This window comes from Rhodococcus aetherivorans (assembly GCF_011058165.1).
Classification (GTDB): Bacteria; Actinomycetota; Actinomycetes; order Mycobacteriales; family Mycobacteriaceae; genus Rhodococcus; species Rhodococcus aetherivorans.
The window spans coordinates 13,525-28,239 of record NZ_JAALEG010000081.1 but is presented as its reverse complement, the minus strand read 5'-3'; the positions used below and the strand labels follow the sequence as shown (position 1 = coordinate 28,239).

Genomic DNA, 14,715 nt, shown 5'->3' with positions numbered 1-14,715 from the left:
CCCCGGACCCGCCCTTGAAGATCACCGCCTCCTGGCGGTACCACTCGAGGATCGAGTCGATGCTGTCCTCGACCGACAGGATGAAGCACGCGCTGGCCTGCTGCGGGGTGCCGGGCACCCCGATGTTGAACCACACGGGGCTGTTGAACGACGCCCGCTGCGTGAGGATCAGGTACGTCAGCTCGGCGGCGAACGCCTCCGGGTCGTCGAGATGACCGTCGGCCGCACCCCACGCGGTGACGGTGTCCACGATGCGGGCGACGACGTCGCGCAGCGAGCGTTCCCGCGCCTCGGTGCCGAGGGTGCCGCGGAAGTACTTCTGCGTGACGATGTCGGTGGCGATCTGCGACCAGGCGGCGGGAAACTCGACGTCGCGCTGCTCGAACACGACCGCGCCGGTGCCGTGGTGGACGATGCGGGCGTCGCGCCGCTGCCAGTCCACCTCGTCGGCCGGGTCGACGCCGGCCGTGGTGAAGAACCGTCCGGTGTCCGACTCGAGGTTCGGTTCTGCGACGTCCATCGCGTCCTCCAGGTGCGACCTGCGGGGCACATATAGTCCCCTCATGGTCTCACCCCGAATCGGCACCCCGCTCACTCCCGGCGCCCTGCGCGTCATGCTGCTCGGCGCAGGTGAGCTCGGCAAGGAGGTGGTCGTCGCGCTGCAACGGCTCGGTGTCGAGGTGATCGCGGTGGACCGGTACCCGAACGCGCCGGGGCACCAGGTGGCGCACCGCGCGCACACCGTCGACATGAGCGACCCGCAGGCCCTGCTCGCGCTCGTCGAGGCCGAACGACCCCACCTGGTCGTGCCCGAGATCGAGGCGATCGCCACCGACGCGCTCGCGATCGTCGAGGAACGCGGTCTCGCCGAGGTGATCCCGACCGCGCGCGCCACCCGGCTGACCATGAACCGGGAGGGCATCCGCCGCCTCGCCGCCGAGGAGCTCGGGTTGCCCACCTCCCCGTACCGCTTCGCCGAATCCCTCGACGAGGTCCGCGCCGCCGCGGCCGAGGTCGGCTTTCCGTGCGTGATCAAGCCGGTGATGTCCTCGTCCGGCAAGGGCCAGTCCACGGTCCGCACCCCCGACGAGATCGCCGCCGCCTGGGACTATGCGCTCGCCGGCGGGCGCGTCGACCTCGGCCGGGTCATCGTCGAGGGCTTCGTCGACTTCGAGTACGAGATCACCCAGCTCACCGTCCGCGCCGTCGGGCCGTCCGGGGAGGTCGAGACGTTCTTCTGCGAACCGATCGGGCACCTGCAGCGCGCCGGCGACTACGTCGAGTCCTGGCAGCCCCAGCCGATGAGCGAGCGGGCCCTGGCCCGGTCCCGGGAGATCGCGGCGACGGTGACCGGCGCGCTCGGCGGCCGCGGCGTCTTCGGCGTCGAACTGTTCGTCGCGGGCGACGACGTGTTCTTCTCCGAGGTGAGCCCCCGCCCGCACGACACCGGCCTGGTGACCCTGCGCTCGCAGCGCTTCTCCGAATTCGAGCTGCACGCCCGCGCGATCCTGGGCCTGCCGGTCGACACCGCGCTCCTCGCGCCCGGGGCGTCGGCGGTGATCTACGGCGGCATCGACGCCGCCGGCATCGCGTTCGAGGGCGTCGCCGACGCGCTGTCGGTGCCCGAAACCGACCTGCGGCTGTTCGGCAAGCCCGAGTCGTTCGTCCGTCGTCGCATGGGTGTGGCGGTGTCCACCGGCCCGGACATCGAGACCGCGCGGGCCCGCGCGGTCGAGGCGGCGTCGCGCGTGCGGCCGGTGGCGCCGTGACCGCCGGCGCGGAGGTCCTCGTCGGGCTCGCGATCCTCGTCGGCCTCGTCGGCATCGTCGTGCCGATCCTGCCGGGCACCCTGCTGATCTTCGGGGCGATCGCGGTGTGGGCCGTCCTCACCGGCGGCACCGTCGGGTGGACGGTCTTCGCCGTCGCGACGACGGCCCTGCTGGTCACCGGCATCGTGAAGTACACGTGGCCGGGAGGACGGATGCGCCGCGCCGGGGTGCCGACCCGCTCGATCGTCGCCGGCGGTCTGCTCGGCATCGTCGGCTTCTTCGTCGTCCCGGTGATCGGTCTGCTGCTCGGTTTTCTGCTCGGCACGTACCTGTCCGAGGTGCAGCGGCACCGCACCCACCGCGACGCCTGGCTCTCGACCGTGTACGCGACGAAGGCGGTGGCGCTGTCGATCCTCGTCGAGCTGTTCGGCGGTCTCGTCGCCGCCGGTGTGTGGCTCGGCGCGGTGCTGCTCACCTGAACGTCGCAGCCTCCGGATACGGCTGTGGCCGAATGTCACATCGTGTCGATCCAAACGACGCGATGTGACATTCGGCCACGGCGGGGGAGCGGGTGGCGTCAGGCCTTGTGCGGCTCCGAGGCGCGGAACATGTCCTCGCGCTCGACGACCTTGACGCGCTCGCGGCCCTCGGCCTCGCCGAGGCTGCGCTCGTGCGCGTCGAGGCGGTACCAGCCCTGCCAGGTGGTGTAGGGCAGCTGCTTGTCCTCGAGGAAGGCGACGATCGCGTCCTCGGACGGGTCCTCGGGGGTATTGAGCAGCCCCTGCGCCCGGTCGGCGAGCAGGTTCGCGACGGTCTCGTTCGCATCGCCCTTGGTGTGGCCGATCAGGCCGACGGGGCCGCGCTTGATCCAGCCGGTGACGTAGGTCGCCTGCAGGTAGCGGGCGGTGCCCTCGGCGGCGTCGTCCGCGACGACGCGTCCGGCCTCGTTGGGCACGGTGCCGGCCTGCTCGTCGAACGGCAGCTTGGCGATGTTCTGCGACAGGTAGCCCACGGCCCGGTACACGGCCTGGACCTCCCAGTCACGGAACTTGCCGGTGCCGCGGACGTTGCCGGTGCCGTCGAGCTCGGTGCGCTCGGTGCGCAGGCCCACGACCTTGCCGTCCTCGCCGAGGATCTCGGCGGGGGACTCGAAGAAGTGCAGGAACAGCTTGTGCGGGCGGTCGCCGACGTCGCGGATGGCCCAGTCCTGCAGGGTGTTGGCCACCATGTCGACCTGCTTGGAATTGCGGCGCGCCGCCTCCGAGCCCTCGTCGTAGTCGATGTCCTCGGGGTCGACGATGACCTCGATGGTGGGCGAGTGGTCGAGCTCACGCAGCTCGAGCGGGGTGAACTTGGCCTGGGCGGGACCGCGGCGGCCGAACACGTGCACCTCGACGGCCTTGTTGTTCTTCAGGCCCTCGTAGACGTTGGCGGGGATCTCCGTCGGCAGCAGCTCGTCGCCGGTCTTGGCCAGCACCCGGGCGATGTCGAGGGCGACGTTGCCGACGCCGAGCACGGCGACCTTCTCGGCCTCGAGCGGCCAGTCGCGGGGCACGTCCGGGTGGCCGTCGTACCAGGAGACGAAGTCGGCGGCGCCGTAGCTGCCGTCGAGTTCGATGCCGGGGATGTTCAGGGCGCGGTCGGCGTTGGCGCCGGTGGAGAAGATCACCGCGTCGTAGAAGCGGCGCAGGTCCTCGAGGGTGATGTCGGTGCCGTAGTCGAGGTTGCCGAGCAGCCGGACCTGGGGCTTGTCGAGCACCTTGTGCAGCGCGGTGATGATGCCCTTGATGCGCGGATGGTCCGGGGCCACGCCGTAACGGATGAGACCGAACGGGGCGGGCATCCGCTCGAACAGGTCGATGCTGACCTCGGTGTCGGACTTCATGAGCGCATCGGCGGCGTAGATACCGGCGGGGCCGGCACCGACGATCGCGACGCGAAGGGGACGAGTCTGATCGGTCATCAGGGGTCAACTACCTCTTCGGTGTGCGGACGGACGTGGTTCAGCTTAATTGAGGAAGGGAGCCGGCAGGGGTGGCTGCCATGGGCACGCGGGAGCGGCAGAAACTGCGCGACGAACCGGGCGTGACGAGAAATCGCTTCAGCGACAACACATGTGGGCGCTCACTCGACACAGGTCGACGGCGAGACGTCGAACGAGGTGCGTAGAGGCCATGGGCAATTCCTACCTCGAGAGGGTTTATTGGGGCAAATGCGCCCGCGGGGGGCCGTGCCCGCGCGGCCTAGGATCGCCCCATGGCAGCCGAACGCGCACCCGAACCCGACCCGGACGAAACGGACCGCAGCAGCGCGACGCCGTTCCTCGCGGCGCTCGCGATCATCGTGGTGCTCGTCGTCGGGGTGTTCGTCGCCCAGCTGGTGTCGCCGTCGGACAGCAGCACCTCCGGGACCGAGCTCGTCGTGCGAACGGTCGACGACTACGTCCGCGCGCACAACGCCGGCGACGCCCCCGCGCAGGACCGCTTGCGCTGCGACGGGCTCCCTGCCGACCGGGCCCCGCTGGCCGGCGTGGACGGCGAGGTGCAGCTCGAGGGCGTCGAGAACGTCGAGACGGACGGCGACCGGGGAACCGCCGACGTGCGCGCCCGGTTCGACGGGAACGAGCAGACCGCCACGTGGCAGTTCGTCCGGATCGACGACGTCTGGCGGGTCTGCACCTTCTGATCGGGGACCGGCGCCACCCGCCCGCCTGGTCGGCTCGCCGCGAACTGTGAAAAGCTGGTGCGGTGAGCTACGCAGGTGATATAACGCCGCAGCAAGCGTGGGAGCTGCTGCGCGAGAACCCGGACGCCGTGCTCGTCGATGTGCGTACCGACGCCGAATGGAAATACGTGGGGGTCCCCGAGACCTCCCCCATCGGGCGCCGCACCGTTTTCGTCGAGTGGGTGCGCTACCCGGACGGTGCCCGCAACGCGGGGTTCGTCGAGCAGCTGAAGGACGCCGGCGTGACCGGCGGGCCGGTCGTGTTCCTGTGTCGCTCGGGACAGCGGTCCATCGCGGCCGCGGAAGCGGCCACCGCGGCGGGCCTGGCCCCGTCGTACAACATCGTCGAAGGATTCGAAGGCGGCCTCGATGCCGAGAGGCATCGCGGAGCCGAGGGCTGGCGGGCCGCGGGCCTGCCGTGGAGGCAGTCGTGAGCGCAATTCCCAGGGGCGGCGCCTTCGAGCGGCCGCTGCCGGCATCGGTGCGTCCCGCCACGCTCGGCGTGCGCGGCGGCACCATGCGGTCCGGATTCGAGGAGACCTCCGAGGCGATCTACCTCAATTCCGGTTTCGTCTACGAATCGGCCGAGGCCGCGGAGCAGGCGTTCACGGGCGACGTGGACCACTTCGTCTACTCCCGGTACGGCAACCCGACCGTGAAGATGTTCGAGGAGCGGCTGCGGCTGCTCGAGGGCGCCGAGGGCTGCTACGCCACCGCCTCCGGCATGTCGGCGGTGTTCACCTCCCTCGCCGCGCTGCTCGGCAAGGGTGATCGCCTGGTCGCGGCCCGGAGCCTGTTCGGCTCCTGCTTCGTGGTGTGCAACGAGATCCTGCCCCGCTGGGGCGTGGAGACGGTGTTCGTCGACGGCGAGGACCTCGACCAGTGGGAACAGGCGCTGTCCGTGCCCACGACCGCGGTCTTCTTCGAGACGCCGTCGAACCCGATGCAGACCCTCGTCGACGTGCGCCGGGTCTCCGAGATGGCCCACGCCGCCGGTGCCAAGGTGGTGCTCGACAACGTCTTCGCCACGCCGCTGCTGCAGCGCAGCCTGGATCTCGGCGCCGACATCGTCGTGTACTCGGGCACCAAGCACATCGACGGCCAGGGCCGCGTGCTCGGCGGGGCGATCCTCGGCCCGCAGGACTACATCGACGGCCCGGTGCAGCAGCTCATCCGGCACACCGGCCCGGCGCTGAGCCCGTTCAACGCCCACACCCTGCTCAAGGGCCTCGAGACACTGCCGCTGCGGATCCGGCACTCGGTGGAGTCGGCCGGGCGGATCGCCCGCTTCCTCCAGGACCACGCCGCGATCAAGTGGGTCAAGTACCCGTTCCTCGAGTCGCACCCGCAGTACGACCTGGCGCGGTCCCAGATGAGCGGCGGCGGCACGGTCGTGACCTTCGAGCTGGACGCCCCGGAGGGCGAGGGCAAGAAGCGCGCGTTCGAACTGCTCGACGGGCTGCGCATCGTCGACATCTCCAACAACCTCGGCGACGCCAAGTCGCTGATCACCCACCCCGCGACGACGACGCACCGGGCGATGGGTCCGGAGGGCCGGGCGGCAATCGGCCTGTCCGACGGTGTGGTCCGGTTGTCGGTGGGGCTCGAGGATCCGGAGGACCTGCTCGAGGACTTCGAGCAGGCGCTGAAGTAGCTCGCTGCCACGTCGGGGGCGACAGCCACGTCGAGGCCGTACCGGCATCGCGGACTCTGATCCGCCCCCTGGGCCTGCCGAGTCGATGACACCGGCCGTACCGGACACCGAAGGAGAGCCGGCTCGGCGGTCGGGTGTGCTTCGGTAACGTACAAGTCGACCCGCAACTGCGTGTCGTTCGATCGGCTCTGCACAGCCGAACTGTGGGAGGTTCCCGTGGCTGGTGGTCTCGTCGCCCTGTTGGACGACGTCGCGGCACTGACAAAGGCGGCCGCGGCGTCCATCGACGATATCGGCGCCGCGGCCGGCAAGGCCGGGGTCAAGGCGGCCGGTGTCGTCGTCGACGACACCGCCGTCACCCCGCGCTATGTGCACGGGTTCACCCCCGATCGAGAACTGCCGATCATCCGCAAGATCGCGACCGGGTCGATCCGCAACAAGCTCCTGATCATCCTGCCGGTGGCGATGCTCCTGAGCCAGTTCCTGCCCCAGGCGCTGCCCTACCTGTTGATCGCCGGTGGTCTGTACCTGTGCTACGAGGGGGCCGAGAAGGTCTACGAAGCACTCACCGGTGGTCACCACGACGAGGACGCGACTGCGGGGCAGAGCGGGCCGGAGTTCGAGAAGTCGATGGTCAGCGGCGCGATCCGCACCGACCTCATCCTGTCGGCCGAGATCATGGTGATCTCCCTGGCGTCGGTCGAGGACGAACCGTTCCTCACCCGGCTGCTGGTGCTCGTCGTCGTCGCGATCCTCATCACCGCCCTGGTGTACGGCGCGGTCGCGCTGATCGTGAAGATGGACGACGTGGGCCTGTCGCTCGCCCGACGCCGATCGTCGTTCAGTCGACGATTCGGGCGGGGGCTCGTGGCCGCGATGCCGAAGGTGATGACGGTGCTCACCGTGGTCGGGATCGCCGCGATGCTGTGGGTCGGTGGCCACATCCTGCTCGTCAACGTCGGCGAGGCAGGATTCCATTGGCCGGCCGATCGCCTCCACGATCTCGAACACTGGTTCGGCGATCTCGTGCACGGCGGCTTCGGCGGTGTGCTGTCCTGGACTGCCGGGACCGTGGCGTCCGCACTCGTCGGGCTCGTCGTGGGCGCGATCATCGTCCTGATCGCGCACCTGATTCCGAAACGGAAGAAGCGCGGCGCGGCGCACTGACGATGTCGACGTCCTCCGATGGGGCACCGGGGTGGGGAACCGGTCGAAGACGGCGTCGGGCCGCCGTCCCCGGACCCGGCGTCCTGCGATACGCTGCGGTGACCCCGCTTGCCGGCGGGGTGCCGCAGCGTATCGGTGAAGTCCGGTGTAATCCGGCACTGTCCCGCAACTGTGAGGCCGGCAGCGCGCTGCCGGACGAGTCAGGTCGGCCGGCGCGGCGGTCACGTACTGGTCCTCGGACGAAGGACGGTGTCGTGCCGCAACGGTGATCCGTTGCAGCCGTGCTGTTTTCGTCCTCCGCCTCACGGAGGATGGCTGTGCCTGCCCCCACTGCGCCCGCCCGCCGGCTGTTCGCTACCGGACTCGCCGCGCTCGCCCTGCTCGCCGCCTCGTGCGGCTCGAGCGGCGGATCCGAGCCGGCCTCCGCGCCGTCCGGCGACGGCACCTTCCCGGTCACCGTGGGCTCCGGCGACGGCGCGATCACCCTCGACGCGGTCCCCGGATCGATCGTCTCCCTCAGCCCCACCGCCACCGAGATGCTCTACGCCGTCGGCGCCGGCGACCAGGTCGTCGCGGTCGACGACCAGTCCGATTTCCCCGCGGAGGCGCCCGTCACCGCCCTGTCCGGATACTCGCCGAACGTCGAGGCCGTGCTCGGCTACGAACCGGACCTCGTGGTCGCCATGGACGACGTCGGCGACCTCGTCTCCGGCCTCGAGGCGGCCGGCGTCCCCACACTGCTGCTGCCCGCCGCCACCACCCTCGACGAGGCGTACACGCAGATGGAGCAGCTCGGCGCCGCCACCGGGCACGTCGGCGACGCGGCCGAACTCGTCGCCTCGATGCGCAGCGACATCGACGAGGTCGTCGCCGGGCTGCCCCCGCGCCCGGCCCCGCTGACCTACTACCACGAGCTCGACGACACCTACTACAGCGTCACTGGCGGCACCTTCATCGGCGGCATCTACTCGATGCTCGGCCTGCGTTCGATCGGCGACGCCGCCGGAGCCGACGCCTACCCGCAGCTGTCCGCCGAGTACGTCCTCGACGCCGACCCCGACCTGATCTTCCTCGCCGACGGGCAGTGCTGCGGTGTCACCCCGGACACCGTGGCCGCCCGCGCCGGCTGGGGCGAGCTGACGGCCGTCCGGTCCGGCCAGGTCCACGTGCTCGACGAGGACGTCGCCAGCCGCTGGGGACCCCGGGTCGTGGACCTCGTGCGGCACCTCGGGACGATCGTGGCCGCCGCGCCCGCGTCCGAACCCGCCGCGCAGCCCACCCGGTGACCCGCGCCGCGCGCCACCCGGCCCTGGTGCTCGGCGCGGCAGCCCTCGTCCTGGTGGTCGCGCTGCACGTCGGGGTGCTCGTCGGCCCCGCCGGGCTCACCGTGCGCGGCGTGTTCCTCGAGCTGATCGACGCCCTGCCGTTCGTCGACGTCGACTCCGGACTGACGACGCGGCAGCAGGCCATCCTGTGGAACATCCGGATGCCGCGGGTGGCGCTCGGCGCGCTGGTCGGCGCGATGCTCGCCATCGCGGGTGCCACCTACCAGGGGGTGTTCCGCAACCCGCTGGCCGACCCCTACCTGCTCGGCGTGTCGAGCGGGGCGGGCCTGGGCGCCACCCTCGCGATCGCGCTCGGCGGGGCGCTCGGCGCCGCCGGGGTGCCGGTCGCCGCGTTCGCCGGCGGCCTGGTGGCCGTCGCCGCCACGTACGCGCTCGGGCGCAGCGTCGGCGGGATGCGTTCGGAGGTCGTCATCATCCTGGCCGGCGTCGCGGTCGCGGCGTTCGCCAATGCGGCGCAGACGTTCGTCCAGCAGCTCTACGACGACACCCTGCGGCAGGTGTACACGTGGCTGCTCGGCCGCCTCAGCACCGACGGCTGGTCCGACGTGGTCGTCGTGCTGCCGTACGTCGTGGTGTCCGCCGCGGTCATCCTGCTGCACCGCCGGATGCTCGACGTGATGGCGGTCGGCGACGTGGAGGCCGCGAGCCTCGGCGTGAGCCCGGCCCGGGTCCGGCTGGTCCTGGTGTGCGTGGCCACCCTCGGCACCGCCGCCGTGGTCGGCGCCAGCGGGCTCATCGGCTTCGTCGGAATCGTGGTGCCGCACGCGATCCGGCTGATCGTCGGCCCGGGGCACCGGCTGCTGCTGCCGCTGTCGCTGATGATCGGGGCCGCCTTCCTCGTCCTGGCGGACGTGCTGGCCCGGACCGTGATGTCCCCGGCCGAACTGCCCATCGGCGTGGTGACCGCGGCCGTCGGCGCCCCGTTCTTCCTCGTCGTGCTGCGCCGGCATCGGGGGGTGTCGTGAACGCCGTCGACTGCCGCGGCCTGAGCGTCGCCCGCGGCGGCAAGACCGTCCTGCACGGGGTGGACCTGCTTGTCGGACAGGGGGAGTGGGTCGCGCTCGTCGGGCCCAACGGCGGTGGGAAGACCACGCTGCTGCACGCGCTCGCGGGCCTGGTGCCCGCGACCGGCCGGATCCGCGTCGGCGGCCTGGACCCCGCCCACGCCGGACGCCGGGCGATGGCCCGGACGGTGGCGCTCATGCCGCAGCGGCCGGTGGTGCCCGAAGGCATGACCGTCGCCGACCTGATCCGGCTCGGCCGTACCCCGCACATGCCGCGGTTCGCGACCGAGTCGGCGCACGACCGCGAGGTGGTCGAGTCGGTGCTCGACCGCCTCGACCTGCGCGGGCTGGCTGCGCGGCCGGCGACCGAGCTGTCCGGCGGTGAGCTGCAACGGGTGGTGCTCGGGCGCGCACTCGCGCAGGAGCCGAAGGTGCTGCTGCTGGACGAGCCCACCAGCGCCCTCGACATCGGCCACCAGCAGCACGTGCTGGACCTGGTGGAGTCGATGCGCGCGGAGAACGGGCTCACCGTCCTCGCGGCCATGCACGACCTGACCTCGGCGGCGCTGTACGGCGGACGGCTGGTGCTGCTCGCCGACGGCCGCGTCGTCGCCGACGGCACGCCCCGGCAGGTGCTGACGGCCCGGCGGATCGCCGACGTGTACGGCGCGCGCGTCGAGGTGCTGGACCGACCCGGTTCCGGACCGGCCATCGTTCCGGTTCGCGGGAGCTGTTCCGGCCGAACCGAATCGGAGGGTTCGTGATGGAGGTCCTGCTGCTGGGCACGGGTGCGGCCGACGGCTGGCCGAACCCGTTCTGCACGTGCGCATCGTGCTCGGACGCGGCCGCCCGCGGCGAGATACGCGGGCAGACGGCGGCGCTGGTGGACGACGTCCTCATGCTCGACTGCGGGCCCGAGGCGCCGCGCGCGGCCCTGCGCCACGGCCGCACCCTCGCCGGGGTGCGGCACATCCTGCTCACCCATTCGCATCCCGACCATCTCGGCCCGCAGGCGCTGCTGTTCCGTGCTTGGGCGACAGTGGATTTCGAGATCGAGGTGATCGGACCCCCCGACACGCTGGACCAGTGTCGGGACTGGGTGGGTCCCACCGACGCGGTGCGGTTCGTGCCCGTCGCGGCCGGGGACGTGCTGACGGTGGGCGAGTATCGGGTGCGGGTCCTGCCCGCCGCCCACCGGGTCCTGAGAGAGGGAGACTCGGTGCTCTACGACGTGCAGGGCCCGGGCGGCGACCGGTTGCTGTGGGCGTGCGACACCGGCCCGCTGCCCGCGGACTGGTTCGAGCGGGTCGCCGGCGCGGGGTACGACGCGGTCTTCCTGGAGGAGACGTTCGGTGACCGCATCGATCTGGGGGACGCGCACCACACGCTGCCCGCGTTCGGCGAGACGGTGGGGGCGCTGCGCGCGTGCGGGGCGGTGACCGAGCGGACCGATGTGGTGGCCGTGCATCTGGGGCACCACAACCCGCCGGTCGCGCAGTTGCGGATCCGCCTGGCGGCCTGCGGGGCGCGACCGGGCGACGACGGTGAGGTGACGACGGTGGGACAAACGACCGGCAAAGCCGCTGCGACGCAGCGCACCCTGGTACTCGGCGGTGTCCGCTCCGGCAAGTCGCGGCACGCCGAGGAGTTGCTCGAATCGTTCCCGGCGGTGACGTACGTGGCGACCGGCGGCACGCGCGACGGCGACACGGAGTGGGCCGAGCGGGTGGCGCTGCACCGCGCCCGTCGGCCGCGGTCGTGGACGACGGTGGAGACCGACGACGTGGCATCCGTACTGCGCGGGTCGCGCGAGCCGTTGCTGATCGACTGCCTCGGGACCTGGCTCACCGCCCGCCTGGACCGTCACGACGTGTGGTCGGGCGGCGACGTCACCGCGGTCGAGGCGGACGTCGAGGAGTTGCTCGAGGCGTGGCGTTCGTGTGCCGCGCCGGTGGTGGCGGTCAGCAACGAGGTCGGCAGCGGCGTGGTGCCGCCGACGGCGTCGGGCCGGCTGTTCCGCGACCTGCTCGGGCGGCTCAACGCGCGCGTGGCCGCCGAGTCGGAGGCGGTGACCTTGGTCGTGGCGGGTATTCCGATGCGGTTGCGCTAGAGCATCGAACTTCGTTCTGTGCAAGTCGGATTCCCGGTCACACATAAACCTCCGATCGCACACGATTGTGTGCAGATGTGATCTGGAACACAGCCGTAACTGTTTAGTGACCCTTCGCATCGGGCGTGTTATCGTTCCGAAACGAACTGGGGTCCGAGCGGGGGTGTCGGTCCACAGTGCCCTTCGGGGCAGCACGCCAACGACACCTGAATCCGCCTGTGCGAGAAACCGACCGGTATCTCGCCCGACCTGACCAGAAGGCACATCCGAATCGACCGCGGCGGCCGCCCGCGGCCGTGATCAGCCGTGCCCGGGGGCGCCCGGGTAACCGCACACCTGAGTAGGGGAATGAATTGAGCATCAAGCACACGTCCGGCCTTCGCCGCGGCGCACGCATCGGTGGTGTCGCAGCTGCTGCGGCGATCGCCATGGGCTTCCTGTCCGCGGGTGCGGCGAACGCCGACACCTTCGTGCCGCTGCCGGACGGCGAAATCACCGCGCCGGGCGGCAAGGCGACACTGAAGCGGACCGAGGAGAGTGCACTCGTTTCGCCGTCCATGGCGGCGAATCCTGCCAACCGCGTCGCCTGGGTGTCCGGCAAGGTGACAGCTCGGGTCAGTGTCGACGTCCCGTCCGAGCCGGGCAAGACCGACGGCAGCACCTCGCCGCTGGCCGGCGCCAACAACTCTTCCACCCACGGTGTCTCACGCATCAACACCGGCTACATCGTCGGCTGCCAGGTCGACATTTCGGGGCTGAGGGGCAACCTGGGCATCAACTTCAGCACCGGTGGAACCAACACCGTCACCGGCAACCTGCTGACCGATGCGGTCACGGGTGTGACCAGCTTGACCAATACGGTCAGTCCGTCCGTCTCCCTCTCCGTCCCGCTGCAGCCCGGCCAAGTGGTCTTGGTGCACCTCGAGGGCAAGGACATCACCAAGAAGGACACGGACTACACCGTCCAGTACCAGGACGCCGAGCTCAGCACCATGGGCTGCGGTGGCTACGCGCAGGCCCGCGCCTACACCGTGCTCGAGGTCGTGGGCAAGGACTACGTCAAGACCACCCTGTACGGCCAGCCGTTCAACATCGGCTGAGTACCGCACCAGACCCTGACTGACTCCTCGCTCACGCGAGCCGAGAACTCGAGAGAGAAGATATGAAGACCAGCATCACCAAGGGCCTGCGCCGCGGTCTCCAAGCGGCCGGCGTCGGCGCCACCGTCGCCGTCGCGATCGGTTTCGCGTCCGTGGGTGCGGCCAACGCCGATACCTTCATTCCCCTGCCGGACGGCACGATCACCGAGAACCTTCCGGGCGACGTGACCGTCACCCTGACCCGTACGGGCGAGTCCGCCAACATCAACCCGTCGATGGGCGCCACGCCGGTGCACCGCAACGTGTGGGTGTCGGGCTCCGCCCAGGTCAAGCTGGGTGGCGCCGGCGCGAAGAACGTGAGCAACTACCGGATCCAGCCGGGCTACGTCGTCGGCTGCCAGGTGGACATCGCCGGCACCGCGGGTGCCGGGGCCAGCGCCTCGGCCGGCGGCGGCGCGAGCACCACCATCACCGATACCCCTACGACCGAACCGGCCGTCACCGCGGCGACTCGGAGTTCGACCGGGGGCGGCGGACTGAACGCCAACGTGGGCATCACCCTGTCCCCGGGTAAGACCAGCCAGTTCTACGTGCTCTCCGTCGAGCAGGAAAACCCGTTCGGCGAGCGGGTCTTCCGTCCGTACTCGATGGTGACCAAGCCCAAGGACGGCCCCATCCCTACCGAGGGCAGCGTCACCTGGGCCGACTCGACCGTGGGCATCTCCGGCTGCGCCGGCTACGCGCAGGCTCGCAACTACGTGAAGGTCACGGTCAACACCGCGACCGCCGTCCAGCAGGTCACCCTCTGGGGCCAGCCCTTCAGCATCGGCTGAGCGAGGCGCCTTCAGAGGTGAGCAGCCCCGCCGACGAGAACCTCATCCTCTCGTCGGCGGGGCGTCGTCGCTGCCCGGTCCGGTGGGGGCCGGGCAGTGGCGTCATGGATGAACGGTGACGGGGAGGTTGTCGCGGCATCGCCCGAGTGGCATGCGCGAGAACCTCCCTCTCGCTGTCGGAACCGCCCGCTCCGGTCAGAACGGATTCGCGGTGCGCCCCACCAGTTCCGCGATCGATTCGATGACGCGGGTGGGCCGGTAGGGGAACATCTCCACGGACTCGCGGGTGGAGATGCCGGTGAGGACCAGCAGTGTCTGCAGGCCCGCCTCGAGGCCGCAGACGATATCGGTGTCCATGCGGTCGCCGATCATGAGCGTGTGCTCCGAGTGCGCGCCGATCGCGCGCAGGGCGGACCGCATCATCAGGGCATTGGGCTTGCCCACGAAGTACGGTTCGCGGCCCGTCGCGCGGGTGATCAGGGCCGCGACGGCCCCGGTGGCGGGGAGCGAGCCCTCCCGCGACGGCCCGGTCGGATCCGGATTGGTCGCGATGAACCGGGCACCCCGCTCGACGAGCCGGATCGCCGTGGTGATCGCCTCGAACGAGTACGTGCGGGTTTCCCCCAGGACGACGTAGTCCGGATCGCTGTCGGTGAGGACGTAGCCGATGTCGTGCAGGGCCGTGGTCAGCCCCGACTCGCCCACCACGTATGCGCTGCCACCGGGGCGCTGATTCGCCAGGAACGTCGCCGTCGCCAGCGCCGACGTCCAGATCGACTTCTCCGGGACGTCGAGCCCGGTGCGCAGCAGCCGGGCCCGCAGATCCCGCGGAGTGCGGATCGAGTTGTTGGTGAGCACCATGAACGGCGTGCCGTTCTCGCGCAGCTCGGTCAGGAACGCGTCGGCGCCGGGAATCAGGTGTTCCTCGTGGACCAGGACGCCGTCCATGTCCATCAGGTAGTTCCAGACCGGCGCGGGTGTGGGTTCGTCGCTCACCGTTCGAGTGTG

The 14,715-nt window shown here is 70.7% G+C and carries 14 protein-coding genes, 1 pseudogene and 1 riboswitch; of the genes and pseudogenes, 12 read left to right on the top strand and 3 right to left on the bottom strand.

Features of this window, described 5'->3' with window-relative positions:
* Window positions 1–520, bottom strand: a pseudogene (locus G6039_RS24080) (vitamin B12-dependent ribonucleotide reductase); the annotation flags it as partial.
* 43 nt (window positions 521–563) lie between these two features.
* Between G6039_RS24080 and purT the strand changes: the two are divergent.
* Window positions 564–1,769, top strand: a complete 1,206-nt coding sequence (gene purT, locus G6039_RS24075; protein WP_043802341.1) for a formate-dependent phosphoribosylglycinamide formyltransferase — start codon at window positions 564–566, stop codon at window positions 1,767–1,769.
* Window positions 1,766–2,248: a DUF456 domain-containing protein gene (locus G6039_RS24070; protein WP_043802339.1), complete on the top strand. Its 483-nt coding sequence runs from the start codon at window positions 1,766–1,768 to the stop codon at window positions 2,246–2,248. The genes purT and G6039_RS24070 overlap by 4 nt, the downstream gene beginning before the upstream one ends.
* A 98-nt stretch (window positions 2,249–2,346) precedes the next feature.
* Here G6039_RS24070 and G6039_RS24065 read toward each other — a convergent pair whose 3' ends face one another.
* Window positions 2,347–3,732 carry an FAD-dependent oxidoreductase gene (locus G6039_RS24065; protein WP_043802337.1) on the bottom strand — a complete coding sequence of 462 codons (1,386 nt, stop codon included), beginning with the start codon at window positions 3,730–3,732 and terminating at the stop codon, window positions 2,347–2,349.
* A gap of 293 nt (window positions 3,733–4,025) precedes the next feature.
* On the opposite strand from G6039_RS24065, the gene G6039_RS24060 reads away from it, so the two are divergent.
* From G6039_RS24060 to G6039_RS24015, 10 genes are all read left to right on the top strand, one after another.
* Window positions 4,026–4,454 carry an Rv0361 family membrane protein gene (locus G6039_RS24060; RefSeq protein WP_043802335.1) on the top strand — a complete coding sequence of 143 codons (429 nt, stop codon included), beginning with the start codon at window positions 4,026–4,028 and terminating at the stop codon, window positions 4,452–4,454.
* Window positions 4,455–4,516: 62 nt separating this feature from the next.
* A complete protein-coding gene (locus G6039_RS24055) occupies window positions 4,517–4,927 on the top strand; it encodes a rhodanese-like domain-containing protein (RefSeq protein ID WP_006945501.1) in 411 nt (136 codons plus the stop codon).
* Complete coding sequence (locus G6039_RS24050) at window positions 4,924–6,147, top strand: O-succinylhomoserine sulfhydrylase (protein WP_006945502.1); 1,224 nt, start codon at window positions 4,924–4,926, stop codon at window positions 6,145–6,147. Before G6039_RS24055 ends, G6039_RS24050 begins: the two co-directional genes overlap by 4 nt.
* A 216-nt stretch (window positions 6,148–6,363) precedes the next feature.
* Entirely contained in the window at window positions 6,364–7,314 is a 951-nt protein-coding gene (locus G6039_RS24045; RefSeq protein WP_029545373.1) for a DUF808 domain-containing protein, read from the top strand.
* A gap of 88 nt (window positions 7,315–7,402) precedes the next feature.
* A riboswitch (cobalamin riboswitch) is annotated at window positions 7,403–7,545 on the top strand.
* Window positions 7,546–7,625: 80 nt separating this feature from the next.
* Complete coding sequence (locus G6039_RS24040) at window positions 7,626–8,600, top strand: ABC transporter substrate-binding protein (protein ID WP_037201082.1); 975 nt, start codon at window positions 7,626–7,628, stop codon at window positions 8,598–8,600.
* Window positions 8,597–9,625 (top strand): FecCD family ABC transporter permease, encoded by a 1,029-nt coding sequence (locus tag G6039_RS24035; RefSeq protein ID WP_006945506.1) that lies wholly within the window; start codon window positions 8,597–8,599, stop codon window positions 9,623–9,625. The genes G6039_RS24040 and G6039_RS24035 overlap by 4 nt, the downstream gene beginning before the upstream one ends.
* The gene (locus tag G6039_RS24030) at window positions 9,622–10,428 is read left to right on the top strand and encodes an ABC transporter ATP-binding protein (RefSeq protein ID WP_043802333.1); all 807 of its coding nucleotides are present in this window, start codon (window positions 9,622–9,624) and stop codon (window positions 10,426–10,428) included. The genes G6039_RS24035 and G6039_RS24030 overlap by 4 nt, the downstream gene beginning before the upstream one ends.
* Window positions 10,428–11,774 carry a bifunctional adenosylcobinamide kinase/adenosylcobinamide-phosphate guanylyltransferase gene (gene cobU / locus G6039_RS24025; protein WP_043802331.1) on the top strand — a complete coding sequence of 449 codons (1,347 nt, stop codon included), beginning with the start codon at window positions 10,428–10,430 and terminating at the stop codon, window positions 11,772–11,774. The genes G6039_RS24030 and cobU overlap by 1 nt, the downstream gene beginning before the upstream one ends.
* A 353-nt stretch (window positions 11,775–12,127) precedes the next feature.
* Window positions 12,128–12,874 (top strand): MspA family porin, encoded by a 747-nt coding sequence (locus G6039_RS24020; RefSeq protein ID WP_029545369.1) that lies wholly within the window; start codon window positions 12,128–12,130, stop codon window positions 12,872–12,874.
* Window positions 12,875–12,936: 62 nt separating this feature from the next.
* Window positions 12,937–13,707 (top strand): MspA family porin, encoded by a 771-nt coding sequence (locus G6039_RS24015; protein ID WP_029545365.1) that lies wholly within the window; start codon window positions 12,937–12,939, stop codon window positions 13,705–13,707.
* A gap of 195 nt (window positions 13,708–13,902) precedes the next feature.
* Here the strand turns inward: G6039_RS24015 and G6039_RS24010 are convergent, their stop codons facing one another.
* The gene (locus G6039_RS24010; protein WP_044476465.1) at window positions 13,903–14,661 is read right to left on the bottom strand and encodes an HAD-IIA family hydrolase; all 759 of its coding nucleotides are present in this window, start codon (window positions 14,659–14,661) and stop codon (window positions 13,903–13,905) included.
* Between the last annotated feature and the right edge of the window lie 54 nt (window positions 14,662–14,715).

Bases quoted from the DNA above. Each gene is read 5' to 3' on its own strand.
- purT (WP_043802341.1), top strand. From the start codon at position 564: ATGGTCTCACCCCGAATCGGCACCCCGCTCACTCCCGGCGCCCTGCGC.
- G6039_RS24065 (WP_043802337.1), bottom strand. From the start codon at position 3,732: ATGACCGATCAGACTCGTCCCCTTCGCGTCGCGATCGTCGGTGCCGGC.
- G6039_RS24060 (WP_043802335.1), top strand. From the start codon at position 4,026: ATGGCAGCCGAACGCGCACCCGAACCCGACCCGGACGAAACGGACCGC.
- G6039_RS24040 (WP_037201082.1), top strand. From the start codon at position 7,626: ATGGCTGTGCCTGCCCCCACTGCGCCCGCCCGCCGGCTGTTCGCTACC.
- cobU (WP_043802331.1), top strand. From the start codon at position 10,428: ATGGAGGTCCTGCTGCTGGGCACGGGTGCGGCCGACGGCTGGCCGAAC.
- G6039_RS24015 (WP_029545365.1), top strand. From the start codon at position 12,937: ATGAAGACCAGCATCACCAAGGGCCTGCGCCGCGGTCTCCAAGCGGCC.
- G6039_RS24010 (WP_044476465.1), bottom strand. From the start codon at position 14,661: ATGGACATGGACGGCGTCCTGGTCCACGAGGAACACCTGATTCCCGGC.